Below are 13,508 nucleotides of genomic sequence, written 5' to 3'. Positions count from 1 at the left end.
AAATGATGCGATACCATTATGAAAAACCGAACATCTATTTGTCGATGTACGGAAAAGTATATTTTTGTGACCATCCAGTCTATCATTGCTGCACGCTGTTCCAAATCGGAGAAAAGGGACTGGCAGTTATTCAGCAGAGATTTGACGAGAAAACAAAGAGTACCTGGTGGGGAGACGTGGACCCATGGATTACGGATGATTTATATTTGCATCCTCGTTTTAAAGAATACTTTGATACACATTCCGGAATGGCTACGGACGGGCTTTATCCCACTGTGACACTTCGTCAGATTATGTGGGCTTTAAAAATGAAGCCGATTAAGAGGGAACGATGGGAGACTGTTTTTGACAGGAGAAATATTTAGTCCGCTAAAATTACATCTCCTATTGTGAAAGGAGAGTGACTTTTATGATTAAAATAACGTATAAGCGATCAGGAGTCGAGGATTATCGAGAGTTTAGAAACAAAGAAGAATTCGAAGATTGGCTTGATCGCCAGAAGAAAATTGAAGAGATCACCATTATCAATAAGAGCGAGTCCTAACAAGGACTCTTTCTTTTTGCGTGATTTTTACAGCTTCTCTTATGGAAACCGATAGATCTTGAGAGGAGGAAGAGGAGTATGGACGAAATGAAAATCAACTCAAAATTTACACGGATGTTGCTTTCGAAATTAGCAAAAGGGGTATTACATAAAAAGCTTGGATATAACGTAGATATCCAGTTAAACGAGTTGAATGCTTCGATTTCAGATGAGAAAGCGCACGTACATGTGAGTATTGATGCAGATATGAGTAAAGAAGAACTCATGAAAATTCTGAAGAAAATCGGTTTAAATTAAGAGGATTGAGCCAGCAATGGCTCTTTCTTTTTACTTCGCAAAATTTACAATTCCTATTATGGAGAAACAGTTAGCTCATTGGCAGAGCGCCACACTTCCGTGGAGGTAATCGGTTCGAGTCCGATACTGGTTCTCTTTTATTTTTTTATCAATCAAGAAAGGGGGATTTTAAGAAGGTGGTCAGAAATTTGAGTTTGGACGAATTGGCGTTGATTCTATGTGATATGTACGAAATGGACGAATGGTTGCCAAATCCGGTATTCGACAAGAAAGAGTTCACTAGGGTGAGCAATACATTGTGGGCGATTGGAGAATTTCGAAATTATGTAGCCGATCATATTTTTCCCCAGACCAAAACGTCCATAAAAAATTTAGAAGCGATGGCTCGATCATTTATAGAAAAAATGGATGACTTTGCTTCTATGAATCAACAGAACAGTTCTATATTTACCACCGCTAAGATGGTTGGAGAAAATATTCAAGATCTGTTATATGCCATGGAATAGGATAAAACGAAAGGAGAATATTATGCAAAAAGTTAAAATCTTGAAAAGAGTCGGGCGTCAATTATATCGCTCATCTCCGACAATTTTAACGGTAGTAGCTTCTATTGGAGTCATTGCAACAACCATTACGGCTGTTCAGGCAACCCCTAAAGCAATAAAATTGTTGAAAGAGGCAGAGCTGGAGAAGGGCGAAAATCTAACTAAATTAGAAATCGTCCGAGTAGCGGGGCCGACTTATATTCCTTCTGTACTGCTGGGAGTTTCAACTATTGCTTGTATCTTTGGAGCGAATGCATTAAATCAAAAGAAACAGGCTTCTTTGATGAGTGCATACGTTATGCTCAATGAATCCTATAAGCAATATCGGAAGTCAGCCAAGACAGTTTACGGAGAGGATGCGGATGATAAAATCCATGCGGAAATGGCGAAAGATGCCATGGTGTCTTCCTACGACTGGGGTTATCAGGTTTACAACATGGACATGGATTCTGAAAGTGAACGGTTGCTTTTCTATGATCTTGCCTCAAAGAAGTATTTTAGAACCACAATGGCAGCGGTGTTAAACGCCCAATATCATGTAAATCGGAATCTTTCCATTAAAGGCGATTGTTCATTAAATGAATACTTGTCATTTTTAGGTGTCGAAGGCATAGACGGAGGCGATGAACTCGGATGGGATATCAGCTATATGGTAGAAGAAATGGATTGCTATTGGTTGGATTTTGATAATTACAAATCAACGTTGGAAGATAGCTTGGAGTGCATCATTATAGACACGATGGCGGTCAACAAATTTGAATGATTCGCAAAAATTACAGACCGTATTATGAAAAGGAGGCTAATGCTTTATGAAAAACAAAAATTTTATCAAAGCCATTGGGATTGCAGTTACGGCGATCGGATTTGGAGTAAGTATTCTTACCGATTGGGTAAACGAAAAGAAAATGGATGAGAAAATTGAAGAAAAGGTAAACGAGGCACTTGCCAAAAAAGATGATGAAAACGAAGAGGAGTCCTAACAAGGGCTCTTTCTTTTTAGTTTGGAGCAAGTGCTGATGAATGATGAGGCTATTCAAAAAATCATGAATTATACGAATATGCATCTGTTTGAACCGGGAGAAAATTGGCCTAAATCAGCCATTATGGAACGTTCGTATGAACGGTGGGCGGTTGACGAGATTCTACTGGCCATTATGGATCATCCGATGACAGAAGCCGATTTAGTGATAGAAGGGTTTATATTGAAAATGGAGCTTTTTCTTTACCTGTCGGAAAATCCAGCAAATAACCACATATTTCAAGTTGCAGAAAATACGGCCGAGACACTTCTCGGTCTTATTTTATAACCACAAATTTTATATTTCGAAAGGAGAAGCATTATGAAGGTATTAAGAAAACAGGAAATCGAAACAGCCAACATTCAGGTAGGAGATCAGATAGTCATTCCGCTGGCAGAGCTTGGAGAGTTTACCGCGACCGCTCACAAGGTTACGGACGAGGGCGTCATGTTTATATTTGACGAATATGTTACCTGCCGGCCGATGAATAACTGCTCTACAAACAAAGGTGGTTTTGAAAAGTCCGATCTGAAGAAGTGGATGGATACAGTTCTGTTTATGGCGTTCCCAGAAGAGTTGCGTGATAAGATTTACGGACTTACTATTCCAACCGTTGGACAGATTGTTGGTCATGAGGACGAATGGGATAACAAGAATCTGGAACCAGATAGCGATGAACAGCTTCCTTTGATGAAAGAGTGCAAGAATCGAATTGCTTGTTTTGAAGATCAGCTTACGTGGGGATGGCTGAGAAATGCTACAAAAGAGGAGTTTTCTTCGGCTTATTTCGCTCGTGTGTACGACTATGGCACTACGTACTGCAACGGCGCTTCGTACTCTCATGGGGTTCGTCCGGAATTCTGGTTGGTTAAGCAGGAATCTAGGGGCCCTGTGCCCCGTAGATCTGGCCGTTATCCTTGGGGCTTTGATGCTGGTTCAGAAGACATTCTGCATTATTGTCAGAATGATGTAATGGTTACAAAAGAAGCAGTGTTAAAGATGGAAATTTGGAATAAAGAAAACGAGATTGATACTCTGAGAAAGGAAATTGAGAAGTTAGAAAAATATAAGCAGTACGATAAAGCAACAGCGGAAACCAAAGTAATTATGGACAGCTTTGTTCGTGCTGGCTTTACTGAGAATCAGGCTCTTGACATGGTTAAAACGATATTCAGTGTGATATTTGGAGGAATGAGATAATGAAGAAATCGAACATATCAAAAGTTTTGTCGTCAGTTCGAACATCCATGGCGAAGCACAGCCCTGAAATTCTTACCGGAATTGGTATTGCTGGTATGATCACAACGACTGTCATGGCGGTCCGGGCAACGCCGAAAGCGCTGATTCTCATTGAAGATAGAAAAGAGGAGATTGGAGCCGAGGAGCTTGAAGTCGCAGATGTGGTAAAAACAACTTGGTTCTGTTATATTCCGGCAGTGATTACGGGAACCCTCTCCATTGCATGTTTAATTGGAGCCAGCTCAGTAAACGCTAAACGGAATGCAGCACTCGCAACGGCATATACCTTATCGGAATCCGCTCTCAAGGACTATCAGGGAAAAGTCGTTGAGATGTTCGGAGAGAAGAAGCACGAAACTGTGAAAGATGCTATTGCAAAGGATAAAATCGAGAAAAATCCAGTGGTAACAAGAGAGATAATCATTACAGAAAAGGGAAATACGCTCTGCTATGACGCGATTTCTGGCAGATATTTTAAAGGCGATATCGACAAAATTAAGAAAGCGGAATGTGAATTAAATCGTCGGATGCGCGATGAGATGTATGTATCCTTAAATGATTTCTACTACGAAGTCGGTCTGGATAATATCAAAATCGGCGATGAGTTGGGATGGAATATTGATAATGGGTATATTGATCTATCATTTAGTTCTCAATTGACCAGCGATGGAACTCCCTGCCTGGTGATTGATTACAGTATTGCTCCGAGATACAATTTCAGTGAGCTGATGTGACGCGCGAAAAAAACAGTGGCTTTAATGGAAGAAGAACCACACATTTTCAAAAATTGAAAGGAGAATAAACATGGAAACCAATGAAATCATGAACAACGAAGAGGTTATGGAAACAGCCACAGAGGAAATCGTTAAAGCGAGTTCTGGTAAGGGGTTTAAGGTTGCGGCCGGTATCGGTTTAGCCGTACTTGCAGGTGTTGTAATCTACAGGTATGTGGGTAAGCCGATGATTGCCAAAATCAAAGCTCAGAAGGAGCAGCAGATTATCGATGCTGAGTGGGATGAACCCGAAGAACCAATCATTGAGAATGAAAAAGAGGATTCCGAAGAAGCCTAAACGAAAAAATGTGTTTCAACACGAGGGAGAGTACCTGTAACAAGGTGCTTTCCCTTTCTTCTTTTATCCGGAGGTGAAATTTATGAACATGTATTCGTATGATGGCCCAGTTATGGAATTTGACAACTGTGTTGCAAATCGCTGGATTGCTTCCACACGGGCAGTTTCAGAAAAGAAAGCAAGGTCAAACCTTACTTATCAGTTTAAAAAGAAAAACAACCGACTTCCGGGTACAAAGATTATATTGCCTGGAAAGATCAGTTTGGTGAGCGGAAAGGAGACAACTTAATGGAGGAATATAAGCCGAATTCCCACAAATCAAAGGAGGAGCAGAAAAATCTTGTTCCCGAAAAACGTGTAGAGAAAGTGATTTCTGGGACGGTAAAATCAAAGAAAAAATCAGAAATGCAGAAGTTTGCAGACGTATTCATTTCTGAAGATGTCAATAACGTAAAATCTTATATTGTGATGGATGTTCTGGTGCCGGCAATAAAAAAGGCAATTTCCGATATAGTTACCAATGGTATTGATATGATCCTCTATGGAGAAACTGGGAAGTCAAAAAAGAACTCTACAGCGTCCAAGGTATCCTATCAGAAGTATTACGACAGCGGAAAGAAAGATTATACAGCACCGAAGAGCCGGACGAGCTACGAATATGATGAGCTTTTATTCGAAACTCGTGGAGATGCGGAATCGGTATTAGACGCCATGAACGAAATTATTGCACAGTATGAGGTAGTTAGTGTTGCAGATCTTTATGATTTGGCAAACGTGTCCAATGACAATTATGCTGCCAATAAATACGGATGGACTGATATTGCTGGATGCAGGGCGGTTCGAGTAAGGGATGGTTATATTTTAAAATTGCCTAAACCAATGCCGTTGTAAAGGAGGGATTCAAGATGTATGAGTCAGAAGACAGGATGGTATCTCATCCGGATCATTATATTTCCGAAACGGGTATGGAAGTTATTGATGTAATCGAAGCCTTTACTTCTGATTTAAAAGGAATTGAGGCTGCCGATACCGCAAACATCATCAAATATGCCTGCCGTTGGAAGAAGAAAAACGGAATCCAGGATTTGGAAAAAATCCTTTGGTACGCCCAGCATTTGATCGACCATTTAAAGAAAACAGAAAAAGTAGAAGAGGAGAATAAATAATCATGAAAAAAGCAGAGATTGTAAAGAGCATGAATGGTTTTCTTAGTAAAACCAGTTTCCAGTTAAAGAAGCATAGTCCGGAGATTCTCGTTGTGGCTGGAGTTATCGGTGTGGTTACAAGCGCGGTAATGGCTTGTAAAGCAACGACAAAAGTGGGTGAAATTCTGGACAAGACAAAAGAAGATGTCGAAACAATTCATAAATGTGAAGCAGACGAATCCGTGAAGGAGCGGTATTCCAGCGAGGATGCCCAAAAAGATTTGGCGATTGTTTATGTTCAGACCGGTATGAAATTTGCCAAACTGTATGGGCCTTCCGTCATACTCGGTGCATTGTCAATCACCAGTATTTTGGCATCTAATAACATTCTTCGTAAGAGAAATGTAGCTCTAAGTGCGGCTTATGCAGCTATTGATAAAGGATTTAAAGAGTATCGCAGCCGTGTGATCGAACGATTTGGCGAAGAGGTTGACCGTGAACTGAAATATAATCTCAAAGCCAAAAAGTTTGATGAAACGGTTATTGATGAAGAGACTGGAAAAGAGAAGAAAGTTAAGAAGAATGGTTTTGTGGTAAGTCCGGGGGATATCAGCGGTTATGCCAGATTCTTTGAAAAGTACACGCAGGATGAGGATGGAAATTCCATTCTTAATCCTCATTGGGAAAGCAACAATGAATATAATCTGATGTTCATCAAAGCCCAAGAGCGTTATGCAAACGACTTGTTGAAAGCAAAGAAGCGCGTATTTCTGAATGAAGTCTATGAGATGCTTGGACTTCCGAGAACAAAAGCCGGCCAGATTGTTGGTTGGGTTTATAATCCGGAAAATTCTAAAGGAGATAATTACATTGATTTCGGTCTGTATTCTGATAATCTGAGTTATTCGGATTATGTCAATGGATTCGACCAGGCAATCCTTTTGGATTTTAATGTGGATGGGAACATCTGGGATTTGATGTGAGAGATAAATTTATAACTATCCCTAGGAGTTATTACGATTCTTGGGGATAGTTTTTATTTGGGAGGAATTTATGCGCAAGTTAATCAAAGTAATAGCGGTTCCGATCTTGTGTGGTATCGTGATAGCATCTTCGTTCTTTGTATCTGAATTTCACTCAGAAGGGGAAGACGTTGTAGCAATACCTAGGGCCAGCGTTGTCGAAAAGACAGAACCGGTTATTACAGTTTTGCAAGAGGAATCCATTCCAATTGCCACTGAGGAAATGGAGGGATTAGAAGAAGTTATACCGAAAATGTCGAGAGAAGATGTAGAGTTAATCGCCCTAGTTACTATGGCAGAAGCCGAAGGTGAATGTGAAGAAGGAAAACGCCTTGTTATCGATACTATATTGAATCGGGTAGATTCCGAACATTTTCCCGATACGGTATATGAAGTGGTTTATCAACCGAATCAATTTTCATCTATGTGGAATGGTCGAGTGGACAGGTGCGAAGTCCGAGCGGATATTTGTGACCTTGTCTATGAGGAACTGGAGTCAAGGAGCAATTACGACGTTGTGTTCTTTACGGCAGGAGAATACAGTGCGTATGGCGTTCCGATGTTCCAAGTTGAAAATCATTATTTTTCAAGGTATGAGTGAAGAAAGGAGAATCATCATGCGTAATCTTTTAGCATTTGTGTCTTATACACTGGCGGCAATGTCCGGTATCTGCTTTGTTGGTGGAATCGCAATTCTATCAACGGGAAGGGAGCATTGATATGGACGGTCTGGAGAATGTGATATCGGTACTGGACTATGTTCTGGATACTAAGAGAAAAAGACATATTATGGGAGGCATTCTGTTGAGTGTCTCCTTTCTTTTTGGCGGTTTGGCAATAACCGTAATGACAATTAAAAACGAGGAGGAAGAGGATGAGCAGTAAAGGATTGACTTTCCTTGCTTTTATTGCTGGAGCGGGGATTGGTTCTGTATGTACATGGCAACTGCTGAAACGGAAATATGAGCTGATCGCTCAGGAAGAAATCGACTCCGTAAAAGCAGCTTATGCCGAAAGAGAAAGCGTAGAGAAAGCGGGAAAGAGTTTTGTGAAGGGTTTTCGTGATGGCCTTAAAGTAGCGGAAGATAGAACTCCGAAGGATGTAGACGACATGGATTTCAAAAAGTACGCGTCTATCATTCAGAAAGAGGGCTATACGGATTATTCCAAAACGGTTGAGGAAAAGAAAGGAGAGGCGTTTGTGGAAAAACCTTATGTCATCTCGCCAGAGGAATTTGGCGAATTTGAAGAGTATGAAAAAATCAGCCTCACTTACTATGCAGACGAAGTTCTGGCTGACGAGAATGATGAAGAGGTAGACGATGTGGAGGAAATTGTCGGTAAGGGCTCTCTGAATCATTTCGGGGAATATGAAGACGACTCTGTGTTTGTCCGAAATGACCGGTTAAAGTGCGATTATGAAATCCTGCTTGACCAGAGAAACTATTCCGATGTTGTAAAAACGATGCCACATCGAATGGAGGAGTAATGACAAAGAACGAGCTTAATGATGCATATTTTAACTGGATGTATCAGCTTGTATTTGATGGGAGATATTCAAAGAGATTATCGTATCAAAAGCTTTTAAGAGAGCTGCATCGAATCGAATTTACTTACAGTATTCCGATGGATGGAAATCGGGCGGAAGATGGAGTGGATTTAAGGTATCGGTTTGGTTATGAAAACGGATACAGCAGCTCTATGGTTTCCACCTATTTGGATAATCGGACTTGCAGTGTGCTGGAAATGATGATCGCGCTTGCGATTCGGTGTGAAGAACATATTATGGATGATCCAGACATTGGAAACCGAACTGGACAGTGGTTTTGGAATATGATTGTCAATCTTGGGCTGGGTTCTATGAATGATTCCAAGTTTGACAGAGATTATGTCGAGGACATTGTCCAGAAGTTTCTGGATCGGAAATATAGCCGTAATGGTGACGGAGGACTGTTTACCGTAAATCGCAGCCGATACGATTTGAGATCTGTTGAAATCTGGTATCAGATGTGCTGGTACTTGGACGAAAATACTTAGAAGGAGAGATTGCCATGGGTCACAGTGAAGTAATGAAGTGGTTTGAGAGTTATTTTCCCGATTTTTCAGGAGAGCGGATTGATATGTGGTTTCCAAATGGAAGGAACAGTATCCGTATCCGCCAGAAAAATGGCCAAGAATTTATATTCACTTATCACGGTCAGAAAGATTGGAAATTTGAAACGATTACTAGCTTTCTGAATGGAATGAAGGGAGAAAAAAAGTAAAATGTGCGAGGTTATGAATTATATTTTTGGAAGTCTTAGCAGCTCGGAAACAGCGATCCGGTCTATCCGGAAATCCATGAATAAACAGGCACGTTATAATCGGAAATTAAGTACGCTTGTTCTTATCGTAACGGTTAATCTGGTTCTCCTGGAACTGGATCGAGTAGAGCAGAAAAAGAGAATCGAGAAATTGGAATCAACAATAGAGGAAATGAAGTGCGATAAAGGAGAGTAAAAAATGAGATGATCGACTTTTTGATGATTTCTACACGTAGTACAAAGCGTGGTGTAATTGAAATCTATCCGAAGTTCATTATTAAGAAAAGCTCCGATCTGATGATTCGAGGTGGTGACTTCTACGCTATCTGGATTGAGGAACGAGGTTTATGGTCTACTGATGAACAGGACGCTTTACAACTTATCGACCGTGAACTGGATAGGTACGCAGAAGAAAGCCGCCAGCGCTTTGACTCTGAAATAAAAGTTCTTCACATGTGGGATGCAGAGTCTGGAATGATTGATTCCTGGCACAAATATTGTCAGAAACAAATGCGGGATTCTTTCCACATGCTGGATGACAAATTGATATTCTCCAACACAAAAACCGATAAAAAAGATTACGCCAGTAAAAAGCTGAAATATCCGCTTGAAGCTGGCGATTTGTCTGCTTATGACCAATTGATGTCTACTCTGTACTCTGAGGCTGAGCGACAGAAAATTGAATGGGCTATCGGTTCTGTGGTATGTGGAGAATCGAAAAAACTGCAAAAATTTATGGTTCTGTATGGAGCTGCCGGAACAGGTAAATCCACAGTTCTCAATATTATTCAGCAGCTCTTTGAAGGGTATTATTCGGTCTTTGACGCAAAAGCTCTGGGGGCGTCCAGTAATTCTTTTGCATTGGAGGCATTCAAGAGTAATCCGCTTGTTGCGATCCAGCATGATGGCGATTTGTCAAGAATTGAGGATAATACCAGGTTAAACAGCTTGGTGTCCCATGAGCTGATGACCGTAAATGAGAAGTTCAAATCGACTTACTCCAACCGATTCAAATGTTTTTTGTTCATGGGTACCAACAAGCCGGTAAAGATTACAGATGCAAAATCTGGTTTGATTCGACGACTGATTGACGTATCTCCTTCAGGAAATAAGCTGAGCCCGAAGGAATACAAAGCAATTATGAAACAGATTGAATTCGAACTGGGAGCGATTGCATATCACTGCCGGGAAATCTATCTAAACAATCCCGGTCTGTATGATGACTATATTCCCATTGCAATGCTGGGCGCATCCAATGATTTCTATAACTTCATCATTGATTCCTACCATGTATTCAAACGGGAAAACGGCACGACTTTGAAAGCTGCCTGGGAGATGTATAAGACCTATTGTGATGAAGCCAAAGTAGGCTATCCATTTTCTCAGAGAATTTTTAAGGAAGAACTGAAGAACTATTTCCATGACTACAAAGAGCGATTCAACATGGAGGACGGTTCGAGAGTACGAAGTTATTATATCGGATTCCGGACTGAAAAATTTGAAGAGGAAATGGTTGCTGAAAAGCCGGAAGAGAAGCCTTCATTATTGCAGTTTAATACTGCCAAATCCATTTTCGATCAGGTATGTTCCGATTGTCCATCGCAGTATGCAACAGACAAAGAAACACCTTCCATGAAATGGAACAAGGTAAAAACGAAGCTATCGGATTTGGATACTTCTAAAATCCACTATGTTAAAGTCCCGGAAAACCACATCGTAATTGATTTCGATATTCCAAATAAGGAAGGGAACAAATCCTTCGAACGGAATGTAGAAGAAGCAAGCAAGTGGCCGGCGACTTATGCAGAGCTAAGCAAAAGCGGAAAGGGGGTTCATCTTCATTATATTTATACGGGAGATGTGAAAAAACTGAGTCGTATTTATGACGACCACATCGAAGTGAAAGTGTTCACGGGTAAAAGCTCATTACGAAGAAAACTTACAAAGTGTAATGATTTGCCCATCGCAACGATTAGCTCTGGTTTACCGACGAAAGGAGAAGATAAAATGGTAAATTTTGAAGCGATTAAAAGCGAGAAAGGGCTTAGAACACTAATCAAGAGAAATCTGAATAAAGAAATCCATCCGGGTACTAAGCCCAGTATCGACTTTATCTACAAAATACTGGAGGACGCATATTCCAGCGATTTGAGTTATGACGTGACGGACATGCGGAATGCGGTTTTAGCATTTGCTGCGAATAGTACGCATCAGGCCGAATACTGTATCAAGCTGGTTAATAAGATGCAGTTTAAATCAGCAGACCCTTCCACAGCGGGGAGAAACGAAGAAGCAAAGTTGGTATTTTACGATATTGAGGTATTTCCAAATCTGTTCCTTGTAAACTGGAAAATCGAGGGCGAAGGAAAGCCTGTGGTGCGTATGATTAACCCGACTCCAACGGAGATTGAGGAATTGATGCGATTCCGGTTGGTCGGGTTTAACTGTCGGCGATATGATAATCATATTCTGTATGCAAGACTCATGGGTTATACAAACGAGCAGCTTTATAACCTCTCACAAAAAATTATCAGTGGAAGTCCGAATTGTTTCTTTGGAGAAGCCTACAATGTTTCCTATACGGATGTGTATGACTTTGCATCTGCCGGAAATAAAAAGAGCTTGAAGAAGCTGGAAATTGAGATGGGAATCCATCATCAGGAGCTTGGGCTTCCTTGGGATCAACCGGTTCCAGAAGAAATGTGGACGAAAGTTGCCGAGTATTGTGATAACGATGTAATTGCAACCGAAGCGGCATTCCATTATCTGAAAGCTGATTGGACAGCTCGACAGATTCTGGCGGATTTGGCTGGAATGACAGTGAATGATACGACCAATACGCTTACCCAGAAGATTATATTTGGAAACGAGCGGAAACCACAGGATCAGTTCAATTACCGAAATCTGGCAGAGCCAGTGCATCACCTTGATGAAGAAACCTATTCCTTCTTGGCCGAAGCGTGTCCCGAAATGATGGCGCAAACGCATGGCGATGAAGGAAGTCTCTTACCATATTTTCCTGGATACAAGTATGAGAATGGAAAATCGACATATCGAGGAGAAGAAGTTGGAGAAGGCGGTTATGTCTATGCAGAACCTGGTATGTACGGAAATGTGGCATTGCTGGATATTTCCTCTATGCATCCTCATAGTGCAATTGCAGAAGTTCTGTTCGGTGTGAAATTTACGAGAGCCTTCCGTGACATTGTGGAAGGACGAGTCAGCATCAAACACGAAGCTTGGGACGAAGTCAATCATATGCTGGATGGGAAGTTGACACCATATATCCAGAAGGTCATTGACGGAGAGATGACAGCGAAGGATTTGGCAAATGCTTTGAAGACGGCAATCAACTCGGTATATGGTCTGACTTCTGCTAACTTCGAGAATCCGTTCCGTGATCCGAGAAACAAAGATAATATTGTAGCCAAACGAGGAGCTCTGTTCATGATTAACCTTAAACACGAGGTACAGGAACGGGGCTTTACTGTTGCTCACATTAAGACGGACTCTATCAAGATTCCTGATGCGACACCGGAGATTATCCAGTTTGTTATGGATTACGGAAAGCGATATGGTTACACCTTTGAGCATGAGGCTACATACGACCGGATGTGCCTTGTAAATGACGCCGTCTATATCGCCAAGTATAAAGACGGAAAATGGACAGCCACAGGAACTCAGTTCCAGATTCCGTATGTCTTCAAGAAACTTTTCAGCGGCGAAGAAATTGCCTTTGAAGATGTGTGTGAAACCAAGTCGGTAAGCAGCGCTTTATATTTGGATATGAATGAGAAACTTCCGCGGCTTACAACCGAGGAAGAAAGGGAATTAAATGCCATCGACAAGGCTTGGAATAGTCAGGCTGGAGGGAAATCTCTTGAAGATGTCGCATCTAAATACGGATATACATACGAAGAAATAGGAGCAAGATACAGCGAGCTTTGTAAAAAAGACGAGGCGACTCACAATTATATTTTCATTGGACGAGTTGGTCAGTTCTGTCCGATTAAATCGGGGGCTGGTGGCGGATTGCTCATGAGAGAAAAGGACGGACGATATTATGCTGCCACTGGGTCAAAGGGCTATCGGTGGTTAGAGTCTGAGATGGTAAAGGAACTCTCTAAAGAGGATTCCGTTGATCGTTCTTATTATGACAAGCTTGTAGACGATGCAGTGGAAACCATATCCAAATATGGTGACTTTGAATGGTTCATATCCGATGATCCTTATATTCCCAAACCTAAGCTTGAGGATTTTATGAACATTCCAGAAGACGCTGATGAGGAAATACCATTTAATTAAAGAAAAGGAGAAGTATAT

20 protein-coding genes and 1 tRNA gene are annotated in these 13,508 nt (G+C 41.1%); all 21 read left to right on the top strand.

The genetic code is table 11. The annotated features are described in order from the left end of the window. Positions 1–44: 44 nt before the first annotated feature. The 21 genes from FGS84_RS17520 to FGS84_RS17425 all read left to right on the top strand — a co-directional run bounded on the left by FGS84_RS17520 (position 45) and on the right by FGS84_RS17425 (position 13,490). Positions 45–365 carry a hypothetical protein gene (locus FGS84_RS17520; RefSeq protein ID WP_331672092.1) on the top strand — a complete coding sequence of 107 codons (321 nt, stop codon included), beginning with the start codon at positions 45–47 and terminating at the stop codon, positions 363–365. Between the two features lie 44 nt (positions 366–409). Further along, positions 410–544, top strand: a complete 135-nt coding sequence (locus FGS84_RS31825; RefSeq protein ID WP_007868868.1) for a hypothetical protein — start codon at positions 410–412, stop codon at positions 542–544. Between the two features lie 78 nt (positions 545–622). Then, positions 623–841 carry a hypothetical protein gene (locus FGS84_RS17515; RefSeq protein ID WP_007868866.1) on the top strand — a complete coding sequence of 73 codons (219 nt, stop codon included), beginning with the start codon at positions 623–625 and terminating at the stop codon, positions 839–841. A gap of 63 nt (positions 842–904) precedes the next feature. Then, positions 905–975, top strand: a tRNA-OTHER gene (locus tag FGS84_RS17510). Positions 976–1,029: 54 nt separating this feature from the next. Continuing rightward, positions 1,030–1,347 carry a hypothetical protein gene (locus tag FGS84_RS17505; RefSeq protein WP_007868857.1) on the top strand — a complete coding sequence of 106 codons (318 nt, stop codon included), beginning with the start codon at positions 1,030–1,032 and terminating at the stop codon, positions 1,345–1,347. A gap of 22 nt (positions 1,348–1,369) precedes the next feature. Continuing rightward, positions 1,370–2,149, top strand: a complete 780-nt coding sequence (locus FGS84_RS17500) for a DUF6353 family protein (protein ID WP_007868853.1) — start codon at positions 1,370–1,372, stop codon at positions 2,147–2,149. A gap of 46 nt (positions 2,150–2,195) precedes the next feature. Continuing rightward, positions 2,196–2,366 carry a hypothetical protein gene (locus tag FGS84_RS30945; protein WP_007868851.1) on the top strand — a complete coding sequence of 57 codons (171 nt, stop codon included), beginning with the start codon at positions 2,196–2,198 and terminating at the stop codon, positions 2,364–2,366. Positions 2,367–2,402: 36 nt separating this feature from the next. Then, positions 2,403–2,693: a hypothetical protein gene (locus tag FGS84_RS17495; protein ID WP_007868850.1), complete on the top strand. Its 291-nt coding sequence runs from the start codon at positions 2,403–2,405 to the stop codon at positions 2,691–2,693. Positions 2,694–2,726: 33 nt separating this feature from the next. Beyond that, complete coding sequence (locus FGS84_RS17490) at positions 2,727–3,605, top strand: DUF6273 domain-containing protein (RefSeq protein ID WP_138309753.1); 879 nt, start codon at positions 2,727–2,729, stop codon at positions 3,603–3,605. Continuing rightward, positions 3,605–4,378, top strand: a complete 774-nt coding sequence (locus FGS84_RS17485) for a DUF6353 family protein (RefSeq protein ID WP_007868846.1) — start codon at positions 3,605–3,607, stop codon at positions 4,376–4,378. Before FGS84_RS17490 ends, FGS84_RS17485 begins: the two co-directional genes overlap by 1 nt. A gap of 70 nt (positions 4,379–4,448) precedes the next feature. Beyond that, positions 4,449–4,715, top strand: coding sequence for a hypothetical protein (locus FGS84_RS17480; RefSeq protein WP_006781043.1), 267 nt, complete (start codon positions 4,449–4,451; stop codon positions 4,713–4,715). 82 nt (positions 4,716–4,797) lie between these two features. Next, positions 4,798–5,004: a hypothetical protein gene (locus FGS84_RS17475; RefSeq protein ID WP_007868844.1), complete on the top strand. Its 207-nt coding sequence runs from the start codon at positions 4,798–4,800 to the stop codon at positions 5,002–5,004. Next, positions 5,004–5,606 (top strand): hypothetical protein, encoded by a 603-nt coding sequence (locus FGS84_RS17470; RefSeq protein WP_006781041.1) that lies wholly within the window; start codon positions 5,004–5,006, stop codon positions 5,604–5,606. The genes FGS84_RS17475 and FGS84_RS17470 overlap by 1 nt, the downstream gene beginning before the upstream one ends. A gap of 14 nt (positions 5,607–5,620) precedes the next feature. Then, positions 5,621–5,881: a DUF3310 domain-containing protein gene (locus tag FGS84_RS17465; protein ID WP_007868842.1), complete on the top strand. Its 261-nt coding sequence runs from the start codon at positions 5,621–5,623 to the stop codon at positions 5,879–5,881. 2 nt (positions 5,882–5,883) lie between these two features. Then, positions 5,884–6,843 carry a DUF6353 family protein gene (locus FGS84_RS17460; RefSeq protein ID WP_007868841.1) on the top strand — a complete coding sequence of 320 codons (960 nt, stop codon included), beginning with the start codon at positions 5,884–5,886 and terminating at the stop codon, positions 6,841–6,843. A gap of 70 nt (positions 6,844–6,913) precedes the next feature. Further along, positions 6,914–7,483, top strand: coding sequence for a cell wall hydrolase (locus tag FGS84_RS17455; protein WP_007868840.1), 570 nt, complete (start codon positions 6,914–6,916; stop codon positions 7,481–7,483). Between the two features lie 119 nt (positions 7,484–7,602). Beyond that, positions 7,603–7,767: a hypothetical protein gene (locus FGS84_RS17450; RefSeq protein WP_007868827.1), complete on the top strand. Its 165-nt coding sequence runs from the start codon at positions 7,603–7,605 to the stop codon at positions 7,765–7,767. Further along, positions 7,757–8,371, top strand: a complete 615-nt coding sequence (locus FGS84_RS17445) for a hypothetical protein (protein ID WP_007868814.1) — start codon at positions 7,757–7,759, stop codon at positions 8,369–8,371. The genes FGS84_RS17450 and FGS84_RS17445 overlap by 11 nt, the downstream gene beginning before the upstream one ends. After that, positions 8,371–8,919, top strand: coding sequence for a hypothetical protein (locus tag FGS84_RS17440; RefSeq protein WP_007868810.1), 549 nt, complete (start codon positions 8,371–8,373; stop codon positions 8,917–8,919). The genes FGS84_RS17445 and FGS84_RS17440 overlap by 1 nt, the downstream gene beginning before the upstream one ends. Positions 8,920–8,933: 14 nt before the next feature. Continuing rightward, positions 8,934–9,146 (top strand): hypothetical protein, encoded by a 213-nt coding sequence (locus FGS84_RS17435; protein WP_007868808.1) that lies wholly within the window; start codon positions 8,934–8,936, stop codon positions 9,144–9,146. Positions 9,147–9,389: 243 nt separating this feature from the next. Beyond that, on the top strand, positions 9,390–13,490 hold the full coding sequence (locus FGS84_RS17425; protein ID WP_119205463.1) for a DUF5906 domain-containing protein: 4,101 nt from the start codon (positions 9,390–9,392) through the stop codon (positions 13,488–13,490). Positions 13,491–13,508 lie beyond the last annotated feature (18 nt).

Origin of the sequence: Clostridium sp. 1001271st1 H5 (assembly GCF_005845215.1) — a bacterium.
GTDB lineage: Bacteria > Bacillota > Clostridia > Lachnospirales > Lachnospiraceae > Enterocloster.
This window is presented reverse-complemented; position numbering and strand designations above follow the sequence as displayed.

Coding starts and splice junctions, on each gene's coding strand:
- FGS84_RS17520 (WP_331672092.1), top strand. CDS start 45: ATGTACGGAAAAGTATATTTTTGTGACCATCCAGTCTATCATTGCTGC.
- FGS84_RS31825 (WP_007868868.1), top strand. CDS start 410: ATGATTAAAATAACGTATAAGCGATCAGGAGTCGAGGATTATCGAGAG.
- FGS84_RS17515 (WP_007868866.1), top strand. CDS start 623: ATGGACGAAATGAAAATCAACTCAAAATTTACACGGATGTTGCTTTCG.
- FGS84_RS17500 (WP_007868853.1), top strand. CDS start 1,370: ATGCAAAAAGTTAAAATCTTGAAAAGAGTCGGGCGTCAATTATATCGC.
- FGS84_RS30945 (WP_007868851.1), top strand. CDS start 2,196: ATGAAAAACAAAAATTTTATCAAAGCCATTGGGATTGCAGTTACGGCG.
- FGS84_RS17495 (WP_007868850.1), top strand. CDS start 2,403: ATGAATGATGAGGCTATTCAAAAAATCATGAATTATACGAATATGCAT.
- FGS84_RS17490 (WP_138309753.1), top strand. CDS start 2,727: ATGAAGGTATTAAGAAAACAGGAAATCGAAACAGCCAACATTCAGGTA.
- FGS84_RS17485 (WP_007868846.1), top strand. CDS start 3,605: ATGAAGAAATCGAACATATCAAAAGTTTTGTCGTCAGTTCGAACATCC.
- FGS84_RS17480 (WP_006781043.1), top strand. CDS start 4,449: ATGGAAACCAATGAAATCATGAACAACGAAGAGGTTATGGAAACAGCC.
- FGS84_RS17475 (WP_007868844.1), top strand. CDS start 4,798: ATGAACATGTATTCGTATGATGGCCCAGTTATGGAATTTGACAACTGT.
- FGS84_RS17470 (WP_006781041.1), top strand. CDS start 5,004: ATGGAGGAATATAAGCCGAATTCCCACAAATCAAAGGAGGAGCAGAAA.
- FGS84_RS17465 (WP_007868842.1), top strand. CDS start 5,621: ATGTATGAGTCAGAAGACAGGATGGTATCTCATCCGGATCATTATATT.
- FGS84_RS17460 (WP_007868841.1), top strand. CDS start 5,884: ATGAAAAAAGCAGAGATTGTAAAGAGCATGAATGGTTTTCTTAGTAAA.
- FGS84_RS17455 (WP_007868840.1), top strand. CDS start 6,914: ATGCGCAAGTTAATCAAAGTAATAGCGGTTCCGATCTTGTGTGGTATC.
- FGS84_RS17450 (WP_007868827.1), top strand. CDS start 7,603: ATGGACGGTCTGGAGAATGTGATATCGGTACTGGACTATGTTCTGGAT.
- FGS84_RS17445 (WP_007868814.1), top strand. CDS start 7,757: ATGAGCAGTAAAGGATTGACTTTCCTTGCTTTTATTGCTGGAGCGGGG.
- FGS84_RS17440 (WP_007868810.1), top strand. CDS start 8,371: ATGACAAAGAACGAGCTTAATGATGCATATTTTAACTGGATGTATCAG.
- FGS84_RS17435 (WP_007868808.1), top strand. CDS start 8,934: ATGGGTCACAGTGAAGTAATGAAGTGGTTTGAGAGTTATTTTCCCGAT.
- FGS84_RS17425 (WP_119205463.1), top strand. CDS start 9,390: ATGATCGACTTTTTGATGATTTCTACACGTAGTACAAAGCGTGGTGTA.